Source organism: Pseudoalteromonas ruthenica (assembly GCF_008808095.1).
Lineage (GTDB): Bacteria > Pseudomonadota > Gammaproteobacteria > Enterobacterales > Alteromonadaceae > Pseudoalteromonas > Pseudoalteromonas ruthenica.
The window spans coordinates 911,725-934,741 of record NZ_CP023396.1 but is presented as its reverse complement, the minus strand read 5'-3'; the positions used below and the strand labels follow the sequence as shown (position 1 = coordinate 934,741).

At 48.2% G+C, this 23,017-nt stretch carries 21 protein-coding genes and 1 pseudogene; 6 read left to right on the top strand and 16 right to left on the bottom strand.

The genetic code is table 11. From position 1 onward, the window contains the following. Positions 1-117: 117 nt before the first annotated feature. The 5 genes from PRUTH_RS04455 to nhaD form a co-directional block, all read right to left on the bottom strand. Positions 118-573, bottom strand: a complete 456-nt coding sequence (locus PRUTH_RS04455; RefSeq protein ID WP_022945125.1) for a hypothetical protein — start codon at positions 571-573, stop codon at positions 118-120. Positions 574-604: 31 nt separating this feature from the next. Beyond that, positions 605-949: a hypothetical protein gene (locus PRUTH_RS04450; RefSeq protein WP_022945124.1), complete on the bottom strand. Its 345-nt coding sequence runs from the start codon at positions 947-949 to the stop codon at positions 605-607. 11 nt (positions 950-960) lie between these two features. Further along, positions 961-1,497 carry a M23 family metallopeptidase gene (locus tag PRUTH_RS04445; RefSeq protein WP_151172627.1) on the bottom strand — a complete coding sequence of 179 codons (537 nt, stop codon included), beginning with the start codon at positions 1,495-1,497 and terminating at the stop codon, positions 961-963. After that, a complete protein-coding gene (locus PRUTH_RS04440; RefSeq protein ID WP_151172626.1) occupies positions 1,490-1,909 on the bottom strand; it encodes a GNAT family N-acetyltransferase in 420 nt (139 codons plus the stop codon). The genes PRUTH_RS04445 and PRUTH_RS04440 overlap by 8 nt, the downstream gene beginning before the upstream one ends. A 247-nt stretch (positions 1,910-2,156) precedes the next feature. After that, positions 2,157-3,404, bottom strand: a complete 1,248-nt coding sequence (nhaD, locus tag PRUTH_RS04435) for a sodium:proton antiporter NhaD (protein WP_045978368.1) — start codon at positions 3,402-3,404, stop codon at positions 2,157-2,159. 314 nt (positions 3,405-3,718) lie between these two features. On the opposite strand from nhaD, the gene PRUTH_RS04430 reads away from it, so the two are divergent. The 5 genes from PRUTH_RS04430 (at position 3,719) to PRUTH_RS04410 (ending at position 9,522) form a co-directional block, all read left to right on the top strand. Next, on the top strand, positions 3,719-4,993 hold the full coding sequence (locus PRUTH_RS04430) for an MksB family condensin complex protein (protein ID WP_138547429.1): 1,275 nt from the start codon (positions 3,719-3,721) through the stop codon (positions 4,991-4,993). Beyond that, positions 4,990-5,538, top strand: coding sequence for a condensin complex protein MksE (locus PRUTH_RS04425; protein ID WP_151172625.1), 549 nt, complete (start codon positions 4,990-4,992; stop codon positions 5,536-5,538). Before PRUTH_RS04430 ends, PRUTH_RS04425 begins: the two co-directional genes overlap by 4 nt. After that, entirely contained in the window at positions 5,539-8,325 is a 2,787-nt protein-coding gene (locus PRUTH_RS04420; RefSeq protein WP_151172624.1) for an Mks condensin complex protein MksF, read from the top strand. A gap of 68 nt (positions 8,326-8,393) precedes the next feature. Continuing rightward, the gene (locus tag PRUTH_RS04415) at positions 8,394-8,867 is read left to right on the top strand and encodes a hypothetical protein (protein WP_151172623.1); all 474 of its coding nucleotides are present in this window, start codon (positions 8,394-8,396) and stop codon (positions 8,865-8,867) included. Between the two features lie 58 nt (positions 8,868-8,925). After that, positions 8,926-9,522 (top strand): DUF998 domain-containing protein, encoded by a 597-nt coding sequence (locus PRUTH_RS04410; protein ID WP_151172622.1) that lies wholly within the window; start codon positions 8,926-8,928, stop codon positions 9,520-9,522. Between the two features lie 17 nt (positions 9,523-9,539). Here the strand turns inward: PRUTH_RS04410 and PRUTH_RS04405 are convergent. The 11 genes and pseudogenes from PRUTH_RS04405 to glk form a co-directional block, all read right to left on the bottom strand. Further along, positions 9,540-10,233 (bottom strand): annotated as a pseudogene (locus PRUTH_RS04405) (aspartate/glutamate racemase family protein). Between the two features lie 3 nt (positions 10,234-10,236). After that, positions 10,237-10,923 carry a signal peptidase I gene (gene lepB, locus PRUTH_RS04400; protein ID WP_151172621.1) on the bottom strand — a complete coding sequence of 229 codons (687 nt, stop codon included), beginning with the start codon at positions 10,921-10,923 and terminating at the stop codon, positions 10,237-10,239. A gap of 159 nt (positions 10,924-11,082) precedes the next feature. Further along, positions 11,083-12,276: an organoarsenical effux MFS transporter ArsJ gene (arsJ, locus tag PRUTH_RS04395; RefSeq protein ID WP_151172620.1), complete on the bottom strand. Its 1,194-nt coding sequence runs from the start codon at positions 12,274-12,276 to the stop codon at positions 11,083-11,085. A gap of 9 nt (positions 12,277-12,285) precedes the next feature. Continuing rightward, positions 12,286-13,290: an ArsJ-associated glyceraldehyde-3-phosphate dehydrogenase gene (locus tag PRUTH_RS04390; RefSeq protein ID WP_151172619.1), complete on the bottom strand. Its 1,005-nt coding sequence runs from the start codon at positions 13,288-13,290 to the stop codon at positions 12,286-12,288. A gap of 11 nt (positions 13,291-13,301) precedes the next feature. After that, positions 13,302-13,634, bottom strand: a complete 333-nt coding sequence (locus PRUTH_RS04385; RefSeq protein WP_151172618.1) for a metalloregulator ArsR/SmtB family transcription factor — start codon at positions 13,632-13,634, stop codon at positions 13,302-13,304. An 89-nt stretch (positions 13,635-13,723) separates the two neighbouring features. After that, positions 13,724-15,517, bottom strand: coding sequence for a sensor histidine kinase (locus PRUTH_RS04380; RefSeq protein WP_151172617.1), 1,794 nt, complete (start codon positions 15,515-15,517; stop codon positions 13,724-13,726). 113 nt (positions 15,518-15,630) lie between these two features. After that, complete coding sequence (gene gap / locus PRUTH_RS04375; protein ID WP_022945108.1) at positions 15,631-16,635, bottom strand: type I glyceraldehyde-3-phosphate dehydrogenase; 1,005 nt, start codon at positions 16,633-16,635, stop codon at positions 15,631-15,633. Between the two features lie 16 nt (positions 16,636-16,651). Then, positions 16,652-17,272 carry a bifunctional 4-hydroxy-2-oxoglutarate aldolase/2-dehydro-3-deoxy-phosphogluconate aldolase gene (locus PRUTH_RS04370; RefSeq protein ID WP_022945107.1) on the bottom strand — a complete coding sequence of 207 codons (621 nt, stop codon included), beginning with the start codon at positions 17,270-17,272 and terminating at the stop codon, positions 16,652-16,654. A gap of 24 nt (positions 17,273-17,296) precedes the next feature. Next, positions 17,297-19,159, bottom strand: a complete 1,863-nt coding sequence (edd, locus tag PRUTH_RS04365; RefSeq protein WP_045978380.1) for a phosphogluconate dehydratase — start codon at positions 19,157-19,159, stop codon at positions 17,297-17,299. 360 nt (positions 19,160-19,519) lie between these two features. After that, entirely contained in the window at positions 19,520-20,560 is a 1,041-nt protein-coding gene (locus PRUTH_RS04360; protein WP_022945105.1) for a LacI family DNA-binding transcriptional regulator, read from the bottom strand. A gap of 12 nt (positions 20,561-20,572) precedes the next feature. Then, positions 20,573-21,589: a glucokinase gene (glk, locus tag PRUTH_RS04355; protein ID WP_151172616.1), complete on the bottom strand. Its 1,017-nt coding sequence runs from the start codon at positions 21,587-21,589 to the stop codon at positions 20,573-20,575. A gap of 347 nt (positions 21,590-21,936) precedes the next feature. Here glk and PRUTH_RS04350 point away from each other — a divergent pair, with 347 nt between their 5' ends. Then, positions 21,937-22,962 (top strand): LacI family DNA-binding transcriptional regulator, encoded by a 1,026-nt coding sequence (locus PRUTH_RS04350; RefSeq protein ID WP_022945103.1) that lies wholly within the window; start codon positions 21,937-21,939, stop codon positions 22,960-22,962. Positions 22,963-23,017: the final 55 nt, after the last annotated feature.

Here is a 23,017-nt window from a genome sequence, read left to right as displayed (position 1 = left end):
AATTTATAAAAATTTGCTTATAAAGAATAAATGCTCGATATTGTGTGAAAAATAAAGTTACCTTTCCTGTGAATAAAATCGTCATGAGATAAGCTAATAGTGAGTGCTCGCCAATATCTAAGAAAACTGACTACTGTCTTCAGTCATGCGCACCACCAAACCTTGGGCCACTAAAAAATGATAAAGCTGTAAATCGGCTATCAGGTCACTCGAGGAGAGCTCAAAGTCTTGAAAAGTTCTATTGTGATAGCGAAAACGAACAATATGTTCATAACGCTGGTGCTGGCAGTAAATGACCTCTTTGACATCAGCGAGCTTTATCGGCGTATCAAGTAAGTTCAGTACCCCATGCTCAACAAATATGGCACTACAGCGTATGGGCTCGATGCTCCATTGATACTGGGCACTGAGCATAAAACTAAATATCAACACCGATATCGCTTGCGCCCAAAAGCTCTGCTCCATCATAAAATTAATAAAAAACAGTACATAGATAAACAATGCACCGGTGTATAAAGCGCGGGTGATCACCGCACGCGTGGCAAATTGCTTTTTGCGGGTAAGTTGACTCACTGGGGTCTTCCTTGTTTGATGAAAACTGAATTTAATGGCTGTAGGCAGACGGCTGTTTTATTAGCCGTTCATTGTCAACGACCATAGTCCATTGACCGTCGTTGTTGTTGGGTGGCTCGTTGACGATGAAGGTGGTGCTGAAAAAACCAATGCCAACACTGAAGTCGTCACCCTCAAATGATTGCAGCGGCCCTTCCACTGAGGTGGAGCCCCCGTTTTTATAGCGTTTATAGGCGACTGTGCCATCTTCAAGAATCAATAGACTCATGCTGGGACTTTGCCAGTGCCCGACATAATCGCGCTTTTGTGCAGGGACGGGTTCTGCGCAACTGCATAGCAGTAAAATAAACGCCAAAGCCAGTAATACTAATCGCATCCGTTGCTCCGTTAGTTGTCGAAATAAGTTATAGGGTTGAGGTAGAAGGCTTTCTTGACGCCTTGGGGGGCGCTATCAATAAGCCAAAAGTAAGGAATTAAAGTCACCAATGAGTAGTGTAAATGAGCGGCTTTACCTTGGGCATTGCCGCTGGTGCCAACACTGCCTATTTGCTCACCGCCACTAAACCAACGACGTTCGCTATCACTGAAGCTGTCTAGATGAGCATAATAGTGTAATCGCCATTTTGGTCCGAGGGCAATCATCACATTGCCGCCCTTGGGCCACTGTCCACGATAAATCACCAAGTGATGTGAAGCGGCCACCACGTCAGTGCCTTTATTGGCAAAAATATCTACCCCTTTATGCACCCCAGAGCTTCCCCAAGGTTCATACCAAAAGGTATCTTGATGCCAATCAGCGCTACTTGCCCCATGCACGGGAATGGTCACCGGCTCGGGCACTAGAAACGCGAATATAAAACCAAACAGTAATGCCGCCAAAACTAACCTCCTTGTTCTTTTTAAGTACCGTCTCGGCTTACTCATGAAGCTGTTTGCTCATAAAGTATTTTTTGCCGTCAAGCGGATATTGCTGTTGCACCCATTGTGTTTCATAGCCATGACGCTCATAAAACGGTTGCGCCTGAAAATCCAAGGTATCGAGCAGCACATACGTGCACCCGCGCGCCTTTGCGGCTTGTTCTATGGCAGTGAGACACTGTGAGCCGATGCCTTGCCCACGCAATGTGTCACTCACCCAAAGATAATCCAATAGCAACCAATGACCAAAGGTGCGGCCACTGGCACCGGCTTTTACTTCGCCTTGATCATCGCGCCAGCTAACCGCTAAAGGTTTACGTTCTACATTTTGCCAATGGGCCCAATTATATTGGCTGATTTGCTGAGCAATAAAGTCGAGTAAGTCTTGTTCTGGATTCTGTATTACTTCTAACGTCATATGACCTCTTAATACATAGATGCAGCTAATTAAACACCGATATAAAAAGCGAAGCTTACAGAGAAAGGAAATGTTTTGCAGCGATCAACGACCAGTTCTAAGAACCAAGGTGCACATCACTGCTAATAACTAAAAAATTGGCGCCAATCCTTTTTACCGTGTAATCGCAATCCATGCCTATATGTGTGCATTATGAGGGCCAAAATAATGGCCCTCATGCTGTCAATGATATACCACTTTGCAGTACTTAAACAAACGCACCCATCATGTAGGCTCCGCTGTAGCCCACTGAATAAGCAATTAATAAGTACACCGTATTGCGCAGATAGCTCATAAAGGTAAGGTCACGCACCTTACTCATGGCAATGATACCTGCGGCCGAGCCGATAACTAGCATCGACCCACCCACGCCGGTGGCATAGGTAAACGCGAGCCAGTCGCGGGTTTGCATGTGAATATCTGCTTTTAATAACGCTGCGGTCAGTGGCACATTATCCACCGCTGCTGAGAGTATGCCCATCAAGTAGTTGGCTTGATTCGGTGCCAATACTTCATACAAGTGGGTAAATTGCGCCAGCACCCCAACCTCTTTTAGCGCGCCGACCAACAGCAACACACCAACAAAGAACAGTAAGGTGTCGTATTCAATTTCACGAATATAGTCGATGATTTTTTTATTCACGTCTTTTTTACGCATCAAGAACTGAGCGCTTAGAAACATCACCGAAAGCCCGAACAAAAAGGTCAACAAAGGCGGAATGGAATACAGCACACTCATGGTTAGAGTACCGACAATGGTCGAGATAAAAATAGCCGCAATGGTGATATCGGTCTTTTCTATCGCTTTAGGCTCGCCCAAGGCGAAGCTCACTCGACCATTCATTTTCATCGATAACAAAGCAGCGAGCACAATAACGCTCAGTGCTGCAGGGGCCACTAGCAGCAGAAGATTAGCTATGGTGACTTTATCAGCAAGGAAGATCATTAGCGTGGTGACATCACCGGTAATAAGCGACACCCCCCCTGAGTTAACCGCGAAGATGATTAACGTAGCGTACTTGACCAGCTTGCGTCCGTCTAACTTCAACGACATCACCACCGCCAATGACACTAAGGTTGCGGTGATATTGTCGGAAATCGACGAAAACAAAAAGGCAAAACCAGCAATCAGGAACATTAATTTACGCTCACTTATTTCGCTGGGCAATACGCGTTGCACTAAGTTTTGAATGAACCCTTTGGAATTGAGATAGGCAACAAAGGTCATTGCCGCCATTAAAAATAGCCAAAGGGTGGCAATTTCTAAAATATTCTCATTGAGTTCATGTTTAATGTGGTCGAGGGAGTGACCGTTTAGTGGGGAGATAAAGAGGATGATCCAGCACAGGGTGCCGAAAAACAGCGTGGTTTTGGCCTTATTCACGTGGATGACATCTTCCACGACAATAAGCACAAAGGCCACGGCAATGAGCGTCAAGATGAGCGCACTGACCATTTTTGGTATTTTTCCTTGCTATAGGCGAATAGAACAATACTGCTAAGTTTACTGCCCGTATGCACACACCCGCGCTACAAAAAACAAACTTAGGAGTACCCTGGGTTAATTGTCAGACCAATAACAGGTTTTTGGTCTGCAAGCGGCGCGAATTCTAACACCGCTTATGTCCCGGGGCTATTACCAAATACGCTAATATGACAATTTTTTTACTCCCCTCGTGTAAAGCTTGCGCAACGGCGCAAAAGCTGTTTTACCCTTAGTTCGCTTTCGTTATAATCGCTCCCCATTGCCAAGCACAAAGAATACATAACATGATACTAGCCAAGCGCGTTCTCAATACGCTGACAGAGCTATGGCCGGTGCTGGAAACTCTGATTAAACGCTACAAGATGGGCGATTTCAGTATTAAAGAAGTGCAGAGTATAGTGAAGCAGCACTTTCCCCATTATTCCGGCGCGCAAATATACAAAGAAACCAACCGCCTACTCAATCAAGATATCTTGGTGCCCTTGGCCAAGTCTTCGCAGTTGGAGATTAACCGCGCCATTAGTGATTTTGCCGCTTACTTGCTGCAAGATGAAAGTCTCGGTGTGGCCGCAGAGATTCACGTTTTGGTGGAAGACCTGCAACGCTTGAGCACTAAATTGGCACAAGCGGTAGATGATGCTGATTACATGGATATTAGTCGTTACAGCCGGATTATGGATGAACGGGTTCGCAAAATCGTTAAGCTCTATCGACATAACGAAAATGCCATTTACAACTTGGTTGAGCAAGCCAAGTCTGACGCCTCGCACTTGTCGCTGGCAAAACGCTACAAAGCCGTTATTGAAGCGTTCGATGAGTACATTGAGCCGATGTTAGCCATGCTCGATATCAACGGCCCATTTCAGCTGTGTTTTGATGCCATTGAGCAAGGCCTCAGCGCGCACTTGTACACACTAAAGCAAAGTGGTCGTGACAGCGCCAGTATTCGCATGCTTGAGCAGCTGCGCACCCGCATCCTCGATATGCATCAAGTAGGTCAGCAAAGCTTGCGTCACAGCGCCGATATTCTTATGCCACTGCGTGAGGAGTTACGACAAAACACATTGATCACCCGTCAGGCAGCAAAAGTGCTGGCACACATAAGAAAGCGCGGGTTAGACACGGTTATGAGTGCCCACCAGCCGTTTTTCGCCTCCGATCCGATGCGCCACCAGCTCGGCAGTAATGCTCAGCTAACAGCCTATATGGCAGGGTTGGCTGAATTTGAAGAGCACGACTTTGAGCTGCCCGATGGCGACCAAGCTGCGCCCTATACGCCACCAGCGATCCCCGCTTATGGCGATGTGCGCGCTCTGTTTAAAAGCAACAATAAAAAGCGCGCAGGCAAACAACAGGTTATCGATGTACTCAGTGGCTCCTACCCAGAACTAGAAGCCGATGAGCTACTTTACCTGTATCAAAAGCTTATTAACGACGCGAGCTTAGCACTCGAGCAAGATACCCACCCCGAACAGAAGACCTTCGCTGGCAAGCGCTTTACCTTGTATCCCTTCGTTGCCGCCAGCGAGCCCACTAATGAGAGTAATGACCCGGTATGAGTCAGATTGATTTATCGCAGCTAACGCAACTGCATTACATTAACAAAAAACTAGTCAGTGGCTACCACGTCAGCGAGCAAGACAACTTGGCCTGGCAAGAGCTAGACCAACAGCGAGACCAATACGAGCTGTTATTTACGGCCTTAGGCCACACCCTTGTGCATGATGCGCGAGGCTTTTATTACTTCGCTATGGATGAAGGCACCGCCAATATGGGTAAAATATCGCGGGCCATCGCGCTTTTTATCTACACCTTAATCGAACACTACGCCAATGCCGGTAAAGATCCAATGCGTGCGCTATTCGACAGTGAGGTGGATTTAGAGCTATGCCAAGAGTTGGTATTGCACAACAAGGTGCTGTTTGACCAACTGGAGATTTTCTCCGGCACCGACCTGCGCAAAGACGTGTTAATGCGCATGGTGCGCTTAGGGCTATGCAAAGAAAAAGACCATGCCTTTCGCCTACTCGCGCCCATCCACCGCTATTTAGATGCCCTATTAGAAGTAAACAGTGATGCGCTTGAAAGCGCCGAGGAGCTATAAATGCAGCAGTTACACGGATTAAGCAAACTCGCGTTGTTAAATACCGCCGACTATGCCAAGTGCGTTATCCCCTTGCATAAAAGTAGCTCCATATGTGCCCCTAATAATACCGGAAAAAGCTCGGTCATTAATGCCTTACAGTTTCCTTTGATTAACGATTTGCGGCTCACCGAGTGGGATGGCCATAACTTAGAGGAAACTCGTAAGTTCTATTTTGCCTCCGACCAATCCTACATTTTATTGGAGGCTGATCTTCCCCATGGCAAAGTGGTTATCGGCGTCGCTGGGCTAGGTAAAATCGCCGGTTTCGCTCATCAGTACTTTTGCTATAACGGCGCTTTAAATTTAGAGGATTTTACCGACAATAAACGCATCGTTAAGTACACCCGGTTATTTAAGCATTTACAAGACATAGGCTACCAGCCGCTCGAGCTTAAGGCGCAAGAGCTCAATGCCTTGCTGATTGGCGGTGCTACACCCTTTGACGGCGATATCAATTTACGCATGATCCCGCTTAATAATGTCAGCGACGCACCTACTTACAAAGAAATTTTTCGCCGTATGCTTAATCTTCATAAGCTCGGGGCCGGCGATGTTAAACGCTTTATGCTGCGTGTGTTTGAACGCCATATGTCCAACGCCCATGTAGACTTCTACGAAGTGTGGCAACGCGCCTTTGATAAGGTTAACCGAGCCCGCCGCGAGCTCAATGCCTTAGAGACCATGCAAGAGCCCATTGCCGCCTTGGAAAATATGCTGGAACATCAAAGCGCACTCAAGGGGAAGCTGGGTGCCTATGGGCCGAAAATAGATGTTGCCTTGGGCGAGTATGCTGAGTACTTCGAGGCGCAAAATGACGAGCTCAATGAGCAACTCTCGGCCATTGAATCGCAAAAGCACGAGTTTGAGCAAAAACAGCGTTTATATGTGCAACAATCTCGGGATATTGAGCGCAAAATGACCGAACTCAACGCCTGGTTTAGTGATTTCGATGCCCTGCATCATGAGTTTGAACTCGCCAACAGTGATACCTTACACAGCGAGCTCAAAGCACTGAAGGGTGAATATGAAACCCTTAGTCACTCGCTGAAAAGCGCCGAAGGACAAAGCTTACACACCTTAGATTTCCGTATTAAGGAAACGCAAAAGCAAATCAAAAGCCTGAAATTGCAACTCAAAAACCTTGAGTACAACCTGTTTACTCGCATGCGCGAAGATTTATCGCTTAAAGAGGTTGAAGAAATTTCGCGCATTTTAAACCCAGACTTGCTCTCTTTTGCCACCACCAGCGGCGGCGAAATTAGCATTGACGATGAGCACGCCTTTGGCGACTTCTTAAGCCTGTTGAGCGAGGCGATACGCGGCGGCGAATTAGTGCTGCCCGGTGCCACCATCAAGCTTAAAAAGCTGCCTGTGGTGCAAATGCAAAGTGGCGCCGATAAAGCACAGCTCACCGAGCAATTGCAGTCATTGGAGCATTCATTAACCGATTTAAAAGCGCAGCGTGACGTAGCCGCCGATGTCGCCGGCAAACAAGCTGAGCGTGACGCCCTTTATGAACAGTTGATGGCCCAAGAGGCGGCATTAAAGCGCTATGAGCAATACCAGGTGATGCAGCGCTCGCAGCAAGCGCAGCAGGCACTGATGGAGACCCTGAACGCCGAACAGGAAGAGGTGGATGGTTATCTCAGCGAGGTACAGCAAAGTGCAGCGGGGATTGCCGATAGCCGCGCAATAGTGAACTCCAAGATAGAAGCCCTGGCACGACAAAAGGCACGCTTAGAGCAGGTTAAAAGCGAGCGTATCGACCACACGCTAGATGTTGTAGACGGTAAGGTGACGCCGTACTTAATCGACATTAACTTTGATTTTGATTCACTGGCTGACACCATTCATACCTTTAACAAAGATTGTCAGGAGCTGCGCAACTTCGATATTAATATTCGCAACACCTACTTACACATCTACAATGCCGGGATTACCAAGTTCGACAACGAAAGCGATGAGCTGAGTAAATACCAAAAGCTCATCAGTGCCTATCACAACATTGATAACGAACGCGAAGCCGTCAACCGCCAAGCCCGTGTGGCCCTCACCGAGGTAGCGGCAACGATCAAAGGGTTACGCCAAGACCTGGATAGGTTAACGGCAGAGATGCGGTTATTTAACGATGGTATCAGTGAGCAGCAAATCTCTAACCTGCAAGGCTTTAAAATTGATGTGCTGCCTAGGCAGATGCTAGTGCAAAGCATTGATACCATTTTGGCGACCTCTGATCTGTATGAACAAGGTGACAGCCTTGATTTACTCTCAGAGCAGCATATCAACGAGTCGCAGGTGAATGAGGCGAAAGATCAGTTAATTAAGCTCGCCTCGGAAAAGGCTGGGCTGACATTGAGTGATTTATTCGATATTCGCTTTCAGGTGATTAATCGCGCTGGCGAAACCGAGTACTTCGATAAAATAGACTCCGCTGGCTCCAATGGCACCCGTATCACCATTAAACTGCTATGTGGCATGCTATTTATACGCCATTTGCTATCCGACAAAGAAAAGAGCCTGTATCGCGTGCCTTTATATATTGATGAAGCGGCTGATATTGACCCACAAAACCAACAGGCGATCATTGAAACCGCACTGAGCTTTGGCTTTGTGCCTATTTTTGCTTCGGTGAAGCCGCAAATAAGCTGCGACTATATCGTCCCGATTCGCACCCTAGGTGATGGTAAACAGAACTGGGTTGACGAGCGTGACTGGATTAAAGTAGAGCAAGACCAAGCTAGCTAAAAAATGACTGCGATGGAAGGCACTTATTTCTGTCGCCTTTAAATTAGCTACCACGCTAGGAGCATAGAGTGAGAAAAGGAGTGTTGTCTTTGTTAGTCGCGGCGTTTTTGCCGCTTAATTGCAGTTATGCTGGGCAAGCGCCAAGCCCGAGTGTGCTTGATGCCCAGCAAGGTTTTTTGCAAAGAAGTATACAACAAACTCCCTTTAGCGCAGTGGTGCGCGTGCACAGCATCAGCAGTATTGCCGATGATAAGGCTTTGGTGTGGCATATCTACCGTGGCGAGATTATCACCCCGATACGAGGACAACAAAGTGGTGATATCAGCTACGCGATGGCGGTGGAAAAAGGCGAAGAAGCGGTACTCCCCGCAGTGCCGGTGTTACTGACACTGTGCTTAAATGAGAACGCTGCCATCCCGAGTGATTTCTATTGGCCAGGCACGGGGGCCGAATTTGCAATAACCCCTGAGCTACTCCAAGTTGCTCAACTAGCCGGTGCTCGCAGTGACCAGACTCAAAAAGCGTTTATCATGTGTGATTAAGTAAAAAGTGATACTTTGATGGCTACACGTTAATAGTAACGAATCAGGGAAGAAAACGATGCAAAGCATAGTGCAATATTCGGGGATCGCTGCCTCTATCTGGCTCATCACTGGGGTCTATGTTGCGTCACTGTTCTATCCTCAATACAGCCATACTCGCCAGTTTTGTAGCGAGCTTGGCGCCACAGGCAGCCCGACACATACCCTCTCACCGCTGATAAATAATTATCCATTAGGGCTGCTCTTTACTCTGTTTGGCGCTTATGTCATCAGCGTCAGCGACGGTTCACTGGCCTATCTGAGTATCGGCATCTTAGTCATTGTGCATGGGGTATCAACCTGGGGATGCGGGCTGTTTGCGATGGATAGCGACCCCTATACTGAGCACCCCACCCTGAGCTGCACCATTCACTCCTATTGTGGGGCGCTGATGTTGCTTTCCTTGCTCATTGCCCCGAGCATAGTCGCGTTATCATCGGAGTTCACATCGCTTATGCGGGGATTCTCGCTACTGTGTGTCTGCGCCTGCTTATATTTTTGCTATCAGCTTCATCTAGCTTTTAAAGCACGCACTTACCCAGGCCTATATCAACGTTTGAGTTACGGCTGGCAAATCTTATGGTTGGTGGTGTTCTCCTTTTATATAATTGACTAGACACACTGCTGTGCCATTTAGCGCAAGGCAAAATTGACCGCCGCTTGCGCATGCAGTGCCGTGGTGTCAAATAATGCCATGGCGGTGTCTTGTTGCTTTAGCAACAACCCGATTTCTGTACACCCTAAGACGACGCCTTGAGCTCCTTGGTGGCCGAGCTCAGTGACAATGTTTAGGTAATCAGACTTGGCCTGCTGACATATATGCCCTTTACACAATTGCTGGTAAATTACCTCGTGAACGCGCTGGCGCTGCTGAGCATTCGGCACTAGGACACTGATATCGAACTGCTCATACAAGCGCTGGCGGTAAAAAGGCTGTTCCATGGTAAACGCCGTGCCCAACAGACCTACGGTGGTAATTCCCTGTTGTTGCAGCGCTTCACCGACCGCATCAACGATATGTAAAAGTGGTATATCAATATGGGCGCTTACCTCATCGGCGACTTTATGCATGGTGTTGGTGGCGATAAGCACACAGTCAGCACCTGCACGCTGTAACTGTGTTGCAGCATAGCCGAGGCGATCTGCCAGTTGCGACCACTGATTGTCGTGCTGTAGCTGCGCAATAGTGGCAAAGTCGACACTATTGAGAATTAATTGAGCACTGTGCAGCCCCCCCTAATCGCTGCGCCACGCCTTGATTTATAAGTTGATAGTAACTTTGTGTACTTTGCCAGCTCATGCCGCCAATAATGCCTAGGGTGTTCATCGCTTACTCACTGTAGCTGTATAAGGATTCACCAAAGCGCTCTCGCTTAGGCAGGTAATAATGGTCATAGTCCAAAGAAAAGGCCACGTGATGAGCTTTCCCTTTTAACTCTCCCCGTGGCACTAAGCCATAGTAGCGAGAGTCGGCACTGTTACGGCGGTTATCGCCCATCATTAAATAGTGATCGTTGGGGATAAGTATCGGCGCAAAGTTACCAGCATGCATGGCACGGGTTTTATCAATACGAATGGCATGGGCGAGGTCACCGAGCAACTCGGTGGCAAATAACGCCTTAGCGTTCTCCTTTGTCACCTTATAACGCTGCGCCTGGCCATTGATAATTAACACCTCATCGTGCATAGCGATGGTATCGCCTGGCACTCCCACAACACGCTTAATGAGGCGGTTATCAGCTGCCTTGGAATCAAACACCACAATATCGCCACGCTCTGGCTCGCCCATTCGTAACAGTGAAACATCACTAAAAGGGACGCGCAAATCATAAGCCATCTTATTCACGGTAATACGGTCACCCACTTCTATTGTTGGCAGCATAGAGCCCGTCGGCACGGTATACCAATCAGCAAAAGCGCTGCGAAATACCGACATGCCGATAATAAAACAGATAAATCCACGGTTGTTCTTAATTAATTGCGCAGCCCAATGGCGGCGTTTAGCTGGTTGAGACATGGTTCACTCCTTTTTGCCTTAGGTGGGCGCGAGCACAAAAAGTTCGGCGAAAAATGTAAAAGAGTGTGTGCGGTTGCCCTTGATTGAAAAACAAAACGGCCGTGCTGACAGCAAAAAAAGAATATCAAAGCGGCCACAAGCGAATGCTTGGCCGCGTATTTAAGCTATCTTTCGGGTCACCCACCAGGTGGCTATTTGCATCAATAACGCGCTGACTAAACAAGCCAGTAGTCCGCTTTGTTGGTATAACCAACCCGATAACACGGTGCCAATAAGCCTTCCCATGGCGTTGGCCATGTAATAAAAGCCCACATCCAAAGACACCGCATCTCTGTCTGCGAGTTTGACAACCAGGTAACTATGCAGCGATGAGTTAACCGCAAACACCGCACCAAAACACAATAACCCGACCACCAAGACAATATTTTGCACACTCTGGGTGGTGACAAACAGCAACCACACCGCTATTAACAGCGCCGTTGTTAGCGTCAACAATGCACTAAATGCGGTTGCTTGGTGAAACACCGATACACGGGCATGACGGCTCAAGCGCGGCGCGATACTTTGCACTACGCCATAGCCAATAATCCACAGTGCCATAAAACTGCCAACCTCGGTGTGTTGCCAACCAAGCTCACTAATAAAAAACACCGGTAAGGCCACCACAAACCAGACATCGCGAGAAGCAAAAAGCAACATACGCGCAGCTGCTAGGCGATTCAGTGCCGCGTTCTTAGAAAACAATTGTCGAAACTTAGGTTTAAACTTACTACGACCTAGATCCTCACCGAGCAGCAAGGCACTGAGGATAAAGCCAGCACCCACCACGGCCATTAACGCAATCACCGCACCGCTAAAACCGAGTAACGACAGCAGCGTACCACCGGCAAAGTAGCCCGCCCCTTTTAAGGCATTTTTAGACCCGGTAAGTAGCGCTATCCAGCGGTATAAACGCCCTTGTTGTGTGTCACTGACCACGGTTTTAATGGCACTTTTCGCGCTCATTTTATTGAGATCTTTGGCAATGCCACTGAGTGCTTGCGCCGCCATTACCCAGGGCACACTGAGCCAGCTTTTGTCCACTAACAACATGGCCAGGGCAATCAGTTGCAATGCCATGCCTATTTGCATGGTGCGATTGAGGCCGATACGAGCCCCTAGCCAGCCCCCCACAAGGTTGGTTACCACGCCAAAAAACTCGTAAAACAAAAACAGCATGGCAATGGCCAAGGGCGCATAGCCAAGCTGGTAGAAGTACAGAACCACCAGCATGCGCAGGGCGCCATCGCTGAGCGTAAAGGCCCAATAATTTGCGGTGATCACGCCATACTGCTGAATTGGCGATGTATTCATAGCGGGTCCCTACAGGCTATTGCCGACTTTGCGCATCAGCTCGGCGGTGCGATTGGCATAACCCCACTCGTTGTCATACCACAAGTACAACTTCGCCTGGGTGCCATTGACCACCATGGTCGACAGGGCATCAACGATGCTTGAACGCGGATCGGTGCGGTAGTCTATTGATACCAGCGGCTTTTCTTCATAACCCAGGATGCCCTTGAGCTCGCCCTGAGCTGCCTCTTTAAACCAGGCATTTAACTCTTGTTCTGTGGTTTCACGGTTAAGCTCAAACACACAGTCGGTGATCGATGCATTCGCTAGGGGCACTCGCACTGCGTGACCGTTGAGCTTGCCTTTAAGTTCAGGAAAGATATGGGTGATGGCTGTGGCCGAGCCGGTGGTGGTTGGGATCAGGCTCATACCACAGGCGCGCGCTCGACGTAAGTCCTTATGAGGGGCATCCAAAATCGTTTGCGTATTGGTGATATCGTGGATGGTAGTCATGGAGCCATGCTTAATACCAATTTTATCCTGCAGCACTTTAACCACCGGCGCGAGGCAATTGGTGGTGCATGAAGCCGCAGTGACAATATCATGGCTATCTGGGCAATACAGCGCATCATTAACGCCCATCACCACATTCAGGACGCCTTGTTCTTTAACCGGAGCGGTGACCACGACTTTACGCACCCCTTGAGCGAGATACTGGCGCAGCAATTCAGTACTTTTCATCTTCCCGGACGCTTCAATAACAATATCACACTGCGACCAGTCGGTATCGCCAATGGCTTTATTGGCGCTGCATTGGATACGCTGCTCATTGATGCACAGAGCCTCATCATCAGCGCTAACTGGGTATTGCCAACGTCCGTGCACCGAATCAAATTCCAATAAGTGCGCGAGCGTAGCAGCATCACCTGCGGGGTCGTTGATATGAACAAACTCTATTTCCGGCCAGTCATACGCTGCGCGCAACACCAACCGTCCCATGCGGCCAAAGCCATTAACGCCTACTTTCAATGTCATGGTTTTCTCCATCAATCGCAGCACGAAGGGCGATTATCCATTGCCTGTAATCGCGCCAGTGCATCTTCTATTAATTCTGCTTGGTTATTTAGCGTGGTGGCTATAATCTGCTGCCGCCACTGGGGTTGGCTGGTGTCGATACGATAATACACCCATTGACGGTCTCGGCGTGTCGCCAACACTCCCGCCTCTTTTAGCAGCGCCAAATGGCGAGATATTTTCGGCTGGCTCAGTGCCAAGGCGCAAACCAACTCGCACACACACAGCTCTTTTTGCTCGGCAATAAGTAAACACGTCTGTAGACGGGTATCATCACTGAGCGCTTTAAAAAAAAGTACAGCCATAGACTATATATACGAAATATCGAATATACCTAGCTTACCCTTAAGGTTGGATATATGCAATAACGTATATACGGAAAGTTACATATAAGCTATCCGCGCTGGATAGACTTAGGCGTGAAGGTTACATGCACGCTTAAACCTCGTTGTGGTAGGTTGTGCAAGGTGATTTGGCCATCTAAATTACTACGGACTAGGTTGTAGACAATCGCCAAACCCAACCCTGTGCTACCTTCATGACGCTTGGTGGTAATGAAAGGCTCAAATGCTTTGCTCAATAACGACTCCTCAATGCCGGGCCCATTGTCTTCTATAAACACGTGCAACGCGCTATTTTGCACTTTCACTCTGATACCGACTTCCAGCGTGCGCCCGCTTGTCTTACCATGCATCAAGCAATTGCGCACACAGCAGGTTATAATATGGGTCAGCGCTGCGGGTGAAGAAATTATCTCAAGCTGCTCATCAATATCAATGTGGTAGATAGCCACAGCCGAATCAAACTCAGACTGCAAACTAGTCATGATATGACTCACAGTTGTGCGCACGTTAAATAGGCCTTCTTTGTCATACTGGTTTTGTGCCGCCATCATTTTAAATGTATCAATCAAACTGGCGCTGCGATTGAGGTTATTTTCCAACAGCGCTAACGATTGCTCGGCGTTATCAATAAGTGCGCTGAGAGTGTGTTTTTTCAACTTTCCGGTGGAAAAATCTGTTTTCAGTAAGGAAAATTGATCTTTCAACAATGACTGGCTAGTAATGGCAACGCCAATTGGCGTATTAAGTTCATGGGCAAAGCCACTGACCATACTGCCTAAACTGGCGAGCTTAGCCTCCTCTACCAGCTTATTTTGTGCGTTCGCTAAGCGTTCAAGAAGTTCTTCAATAAAGGCAAAGAGTTGATCGATATCCTGACCCAACCGCCCTATTTCATCACGCCCATCTAGGCCAGTGCGTGAGGAGAAGTCCTCTTCGTCCATGACTTGCCTGATTTGCCGGTGTAAGCGCGTGAGTGAATCATTGACGCGCATACTCAGAAGCTGCAAGAACGCTAACAGCACCACGGCAACAAGAACCACAACTACCAAGGTGGCCGTAATCGCAAGCAACGCATCATCGATTTGTGTTTGCGTATATTGAATATCGAGTCGCTGCAGTAAGTCCTCGATGCGGCTTTCCTGCTGCCTTAACGTCTGCCTTATTCCCTCATCACCATGCACACCAATGCGGTTAAACAGCGCCACCACTTCTGCAAAGTTTTGCCCATAACTTTTAAGTATACGAGACGCACTATTGCCTAGTTGCTGGCGCTCTATAAGGGTGAGTATAGCGTCATAATGCTGGCGATGCTGCGCTAGGTTCTGGTCATCAAAGCGCATTAAGTAATCCTTTTCACGCCTTCTTAGCTCTAATACTTCGTTGTTTAGAATGAGGTTGTTCTGCTCTTCGGCTAACTCTTGCAGTTTATGTGCTTGGGCACGAAAGTGCTGGCGTAGACCTTTATCCTCATTGAGTCCCATACGCGTTAACAAACTCACCAAGGTATTAAGGTGTGCTATGTATTCCTCTAGGGCCTGCTGAGTTTCAGTGATAAGTGCAGATTGGGCATGCGTTTGGGCATTAAAAGGATTACTTAATTGCGCGGCAATATGACTGTCTATTTGCCGATGCAGTGCCTGCACGCTGGCTTCGTCGCGATTCAGTAGCAGCTCGTTTTTTAATATCACTAATCGGTCTACAGAATACTGATATTGCTGCACCTGACGCTGCACGTCAGTTAAGGTGTGCAAACTAAAGTAGACATAAGTTGTGGCGGCAATTAAGGAGCCAATAATGAGGACAGCTGAGCCCAAAAGCCAGGTTGCAAAACGTTGTAATTTCAATGTATTGATTTATAGAGTTGGCGTAGTTAAGAGCATAGTTGGCTTCAACTACAAGTCAAAATGCCAAGCATAAAAAAAGCCGCTCTAGGCGGCTTCACTTAACAACAATGGAACTATAAAAACTGTGCTAAGTTTTTCACTTGGTCTAACATCCGATTTGAGAATCCCCATTCGTTGTCGTACCAAGCCATTACTTTAACCAATTTACCATCGACCTTGGTTTGCGTTGAATCAAACACTGATGATGCAGGATTATGATTAAAATCGATGGAAACCAGCGGTAGCTCGTTATAATCAAGCACTTGGCTCATCGCACCTTGGGCTGCGGCTTTGACGATTTCATTGACTTCGCTCGCACTGGTGTCGCGTTTGGCAACAAAGGTCAAATCGACCAAAGACACGTTGATGGTCGGTACTCGTACCGCCATGCCATCAAGTTTGCCTGCCAGCTCTGGAAGTACCAAACCAACGGCCTTAGCAGCGCCAGTTTTGGTAGGGATCATCGACTGCGTGGCGCTACGGGCACGGTAAAGGTCGGGGTGATATACATCAGATAAATTTTGGTCATTGGTGTAAGCATGAATCGTCGTCATGCTGCCTTGCTCTATACCGATGCTGTCATTGAGTGCTTTGGCCACGGGTGCTAAACAGTTAGTGGTGCAAGAGGCATTAGAAATAATGGTGCTGCTGGCATCGAGAACATCATCGTTAACACCATGAACGACGGTGGCGTCCATATCTGTACCTGGTGCTGAGACAATCACCTTCTTGGCACCCGCCTCAATGTGCTTAGCGGCGCCTTCACGTTTGGTAAATAAGCCTGTGCACTCAAGGACAATATCGACGCCCAGCTCTGCCCACGGCAAGTTCGCTGGGTCACGCTCTTGTACCAGCTTAATTTCATCACTGCCAATCACCATCACATCATCTTGCAAGGTTACTTTTTGCGAAAATTGGCCGTGCACGGAATCGAACTGTGTTAGGTGCGCATTGACGTTCGCCGGTGCCAAGTCATTAATGGCAACAATTTGAATATCAGTATTTAAACCAGACTCGTACAGTGCACGCAAAGTGTTGCGACCAATACGGCCATATCCGTTAATAGCAACTTTAATCATCTTACTCTCCCCTCGACTATTTCAGTTGGCTGGCTTGACGTGCGAGCTGCTCAATTGCGTGCCAGTCCTGTTTTTCAATAAGTGTTTTATCTAGCATCCAAGTTCCGCCCACACAGACTACGTTGTTAAGGGCCAAATACTGGGGTGCGGTATCTAAACTAATGCCACCTGTAGGGCAAAACTTCACTCCAGGTAATGGCCCACCAATAGACTTAAGCATCGCTGGGCCTCCTGCTGCCTGGGCAGGGAAAAACTTCAAAAAAGAGAAGCCACGCTCAGCGAGCCTCATTACTTCGCTTGGCGTGGCCGCTCCGGGCAAGAAAGGGGTATCGCACTGGCTAGCAAGCTCTAGCAGTTGGTCGTTAACACCGGGGCTAACCATAAAGTCAGCTCCGGCTGCAATAGAGGCATCAAATGTGGCTTTATCAATCACCGTACCGGTGCCTACATACGCATCAGGAACGGCTTGTTTCATCACCTTCACTGCTTCTGCAGCAACGGGAGTACGCAAGGTGATCTCCAGTGCTTTAAGACCGCCGTTATATAAAGCTTTCGCTAGCGGCTCGGCATCTTCTAAGCGGTCGATAACAACCACTGGCACGACCGGTGCCGATGTTAAAATCTGTTCAATTGACATAGTTTGTCCTCATTCCCAGCGCAATTATTGTTGTTCGTAAGCTGGCGCAAAGGCGCTCGCGCCTAAATCTGCACTGCTGACAATATTTCTAAAACCAGCGAAAAGCTCACGACCGGTGCCAAAGGTTGGCCCTGTGTGCACCAGCTCCACTTCACGCTGGGCAAGCTCTTCATCGCTGACGTGTACTTTTAGCTCGCCGCTTGGCGCATCTAAGGTAATTAAATCGCCTTCGCGAATTTTTGCGATTAGGCCACCTTCAACTGCCTCGGGCGCCAAGTGAATCGCCGCAGGCACTTTGCCTGAGGCACCAGACATGCGCCCGTCAGTGACAATCGCCACTTTATAACCTTGGTCTTGCAGGCTGGCCATAACGGGTGTCAGCTTATGTAGCTCCGGCATACCTTTGGCTTTTGGACCTTGCTCTTTGATAACTGCGATAAAGTCTTGGTTCAGTTCACCACGACCAAAGGCGGCTTGAAGCTCGGCCTGATCTGAGAACACCTTGGCTGGCGCACTCACTACTTGGTGCTGCTCTTGGACCGCAGACACTTTAATGACTGCTTTACCTAAATTACCGCTTAATAACTGTAAACCACCGCTACGATGGAAAGGATTATCCGCTGGACGTAACACGTCCTCATCATGTGAATTGTCAGGGCATGGCACCCACTTCACTTTGCTTGGGCCGCTGGCGTCAGAAACGATCAGGTTACTATCTTTATCTAAGCGAGGCTCAGTGGTGTAAGGGTCGAGCCCTTCTCCAAGAATGGTTTTTACATCGTTATGCAACAGGCCTTTATCACGTAGTTGCTTCATTAAAAAGCCCATGCCGCCTGCGGCTTGGAAATGGTTCACATCGGCATGGCCGTTGGGGTAAATACGCGTCAACAGTGGCACGATTTCAGATAGGTCAGACATGTCTTTCCACGTCAATTCCACCCCTGCAGCCTTGGCAATAGCCACAAGGTGAATGGCATGGTTGGTTGAACCACCCGTCGCCAGTAGACCAACTAGACCATTAATGATGGTTTTCTCGCTCATCACCTCGGCCATGGGCACTGCGTCTTTACTCTCTACGAGTTGCTTAAGCATGGTTTCTACTGCATTGGCAGTGAGGCCATCGCGTAACTCTGTATAAGGATTAATGAAAGAACTTCCAGGTAAATGTAAGCCCATGATTTCCATTAGCATTTGGTTGGAGTTTGCGGTGCCATAGAAGGTACATGTACCGGCACTATGATAAGACTCACTCTCGGCCTTAAGGAGCTCTTCACGACTCACTAATCCTTGCGCGAATTTTTGACGAATACGGGCTTTTTCTTTATTTGGAATGCCTGAAGGCATCGGCCCTGCAGGTAAAAAGTAAACCGGTAAATGGCCGAATGATAAGGCACCAATCACTAAGCCTGGGACGATTTTGTCGCACACCCCGAGGCAAAACACGCCATCAAATACATCATGAGACAATGCCACTGCCGTGGACATAGCGATAACATCACGGGAGAATAACGAAAGGTCCATGCCATCACGGCCTTGGGTGACACCATCACACATCGCAGGTACGCCACCAGCGACTTGCGCAGTGGCATCAAACTTTTTCGCTACTTGTTTAATAAGGTCAGGGTATTCTTTATAAGGTACATGCGCGGAAAGCATGTCATTGTAGGCGTTAATGACAGCGAGGTTTGGTTTTTCGTCGCCACTTAAGCGGGCTTTATCGTCGCTGCTACAGGCCGCCATCACGTGGGCCAAATTGCCACACCCGATACCGGCTCGAACGCGCTCTTGAGATTTGGCTTCGTTCATACGAGCTAGATACGCTTGGCGTGTCGCCTTGCTGCGCTCTATAACTCGTTCGGTGACTTCTTTAATACGCGGATGCAACATAATTCTGCTCTTCTTGCCGTTGGTGGATAAAAGGCTCAGTACTTCAATACCGACTCCAAGGCAATGAAGTACTGAGCAGCTTTGATTTACCCGTTCAAAGGTACGCTGCCAACTCGTCTCTCACAACCAAGCTGACACCGGTGTCAGGGTTATTAACTCACACCTTTGACACCGGTGTCAACCCTGTCTATAAATTTAGTTTAAAATTTCTATGTTGCGAGTTATTTACCAAATAAAAACGAAAAAATAACAGCGCTAGTCAGGGTGTAATGTGACTCAAAGTATAGTCGGTTAGATCACAAAAAGGCCCATATCAGCGAGCTGAATATGGGCCAGTTGCAATTGGGATTTGGGTGCTGTTTAGGCTTTTGGTGCCGCCGTAGACTCACGGGTGATCAATTCTGCTTCGAGGGTCAGCTGCAGAGGTTGACGTTGCTCGCCTTCTTGCTGCTCATCGGTGGCATGATTGATTTGTTCTATCAGGTGGTCAACCGCAAGACGCGTCATTTCCTCAACCGGTTGTGCGATGGTCGTCAAACCGGGCCAAATATGACGGGCTATCGGCGCGTTATCGAAACCCGCAATGGAAATATCATCCGGTACTTTCAAGTTCATTTGCGTTGCTAACTTGAGCGCCGCAGCGGCCATGTAATCGTTCGAGGCAAAAACCGCCGTAGGTCGAGGGTTTAAATGTAAAATGGTGCGTGCACTGTCGGCACCAGAATGGTAGGAGAAGTTACCCTCTTCCACTAACCGTTCTTGATATTCAATACCGTGTTGCTTGAGCGCTCGTCGATAACCATTAAAGCGCTGCTCGGTAGCACTGTGATCGGGGTGACCTTTGATAAAGGCGATATCTTTGTGCCCCATATTAATCAATAGCTCGGTGATCTCAAAAGCGCCCTGCTCGTCATTACTGCGCACAGAAATAGAGTCGTCATCAAGTTTCACCGAGGCGACACGGGCGAATGGCACGCCTTTTTTGCGCAAAAACGCCACCAACTCGGCATGATCTGAAAATGGAGGAGTCAATACCAAACCATCTAGACGCGAGGTTTGCAGCAGCTGTTCTATATTTTCAAGTAACGCCTCTGCGCGCAACTCACAAGGATGGATCAACAAATTAAAGCCATGCTCATGGCACGCTGCCAGTGCACCGCTTTGCAAACGCGTGATATAACTTTTTGACGGATTATCGTAAAGACAACCAATAATAAAGCTGCGATTGCGCGCTAGACCCCGGGCAATGGGATTCGGCGTATAATCCAGCTCTTTAAAGGCTTTAAGCACCTTTTCTCGGGTCGCATCACTGACATTAGGCTCGTTATTTAATACCCGCGACACAGTTTTTTTGGATACGCCGGCGTAACTGGCAACACTATTAATTGTTATCTTTTTCATAATCCGCGCAACTTAGTCCTTACTCTGCCCTTGGTGGATACACGCCGCAGCGCCAATAAAAGGAATATTTTCTTGGCACACCAAGGTCACCGGAATTTGACTATTGTACTGTGACATCATGCCTTTGGCGATAAAACGCTCGTTAAAGCGACTATTAAGCAAGCGCTCGTGCATGCGCGGCAAAATACCACCGCCAATATACACACCGCCCAGAGCGCCAAAGCTCAAGGCGATATCACCAGCCACACTGCCTATCCAGTCACAGAAGTGATTCAGTGTTTTGGTAGCAATATGACACTCGCCACTTTGTGCAAGCGCAGCAATTTGCGCTGCATCGAGTTCATTGACCTGCGCCCCCTCAACCTTAGCCATGGCCTGATACAGCCTTGCTATGCCGGGGCCGGCAAACACATTCTCAACAGAAACATGCTGCAACTCATCGCGCAGCACGTTATGAAGTTGTCGGTCCAGCTCTGTCACTGGGGCAAGACTAATATGCCCTGCTTCACAGCTCATCACCGCTTGATTCCCTTGAGAGCGCACTAAACACGCAGCGCCGAAACCGGTGCCGGGACCAAACACAGCAATATTAGCCTGTGCCTGTGCTTGGCCTTGTTTAACAACAATGTTATCGCTGGCATTAAGATAAGGCGCGGCATAGGCAAACGCTGCGAAGTCATTGATAACTTGTAAATTACTAAAGTCGAAGCGCGCTTTTAGCTGGGTGACGTTGAAGTGCCAGCCGAGATTAGTCAGCATCACTTCTTCACCCTTAACTGGCCCTGCAACGGCGAGGCAAGCACGGCTTATGGTGATTTCTGATAATTGCGCTAGGTATTCACTAATCGCATCTTCAAAGGTGCTGAAATCGCTGCTAGGAAAGGTATGGCGATGGCTAATGACAAACTCGTTGTCGTTGGGTAGGTAGTCGGTGATCAGCGCAAAACGCGCATTAGTGCCGCCAATATCAGCGACCAAAATGGGTGCGAATGGCACCTTGTTCTCTGCCTGTGTACTCGCTGGACTCATAATGTATTCTCTTGTTATTTATCCAGCGTCATGGTGTGGGTGTGTAGGCCGCGCTTTTCTTCACCATTGACTTAACTGGTATAAACTTATTAACTTTATGTTAGCTGTACTTTTTTCGCGCTACTGAAAAAAGTGCTGCCCGGGCAGCGGGCAGCCAAACCGTTTTGTGACAACAAAATGATAAAACGCCGACATTATGACACCGGTGTCAGCTATGAATCAATAAAAATTTTCAGTTTGCGGCAAAAATGTAGCAAAATGCCCGTTTTTTGCAGACACTTCGCTTCTCTTTAATGGTACTTGGCTGTATTGTCGTGGACTATTGCGAGCGCTCTATGAGGAAATACATGAAAGGTAAAGCCACCTCTTTCGACATTGCCCACTATGCTGGGGTTTCTCAGTCCACGGTTTCCCGTGCCCTAAGAGGGAGCCCATTGGTAAATGAGGAGACACGGCGTAAAGTGGTTGAAGTCGCGCGCAAGCTAAATTACAAGGTGGATAAGAACGCCAGCAATTTACGGGCGCAACAAAGCTCGACTTTGGCGGTACTCTTGTTTGAAGACCCAACTTCAGACGAGTCGCAAATTAACCCTTTCTTTTTATCCATGCTGGGATCTATTACCCGCGCTTGCGCCAAAGAAGGCTATGACCTGTTAGTGTCTTTTCAATCCAGTAGTAATGACTGGCATGCCGATTACGCTGAAAGTCATCGTGCCGATGGCATTATTTTGCTTGGCTACGGCGATTACATTGACTACCAAGCCAAATTTGCCCGCTTATTAGATACCAATACTAAGTTCGTTTGCTGGGGCGCTAATGTGGATGGCCGTCCAGAGCTGACGGTAAGCTGTGATAACCAGTATGGGGGGCGCTTAGTGGCAGAGCACTTTATTGAATTGGGTCGCACTGATTGTGCGTTTATTGGAGATGCGTCACACCACAGTCCAGAATTTAGCGCTCGCTTTAAGGGCTTCGAGCAGCGCTTACAAGATAACGGCAAACATGTAAGCGAGCGTAAAATGGCCACCGCTATTTCTACCGAAGAATCCGGTTATCAAGCGACCAAATCCTTACTGGCCAACAACATAACCTTTAACGCTCTATTCGGTGCTAGCGACTTAATCGCCATAGGCGCCATTCGTGCTTTGCAAGAGGCGGGACTTCGGGTCCCCCATGATGTGTCAGTCGTTGGTTTCGATGACTTAGCAGTGGCGCGCTTTTGTACGCCCCCGCTGTCTACTGTCCAACAAAATACCACTTTGGCCGGACAGATGTTGGTGGCTAACTTACTCAGCCTGATCGGTGAGCAAGAAGTCGACTTAGCGAATAGCATTTTGCCACCGCAGCTTATCGTGCGCCAATCGAGCCGGTAGTAACGCTGCGCGCAGCCTGTTGCCGATTGGTTAATCATAAAAAAGCCGCTGCGAT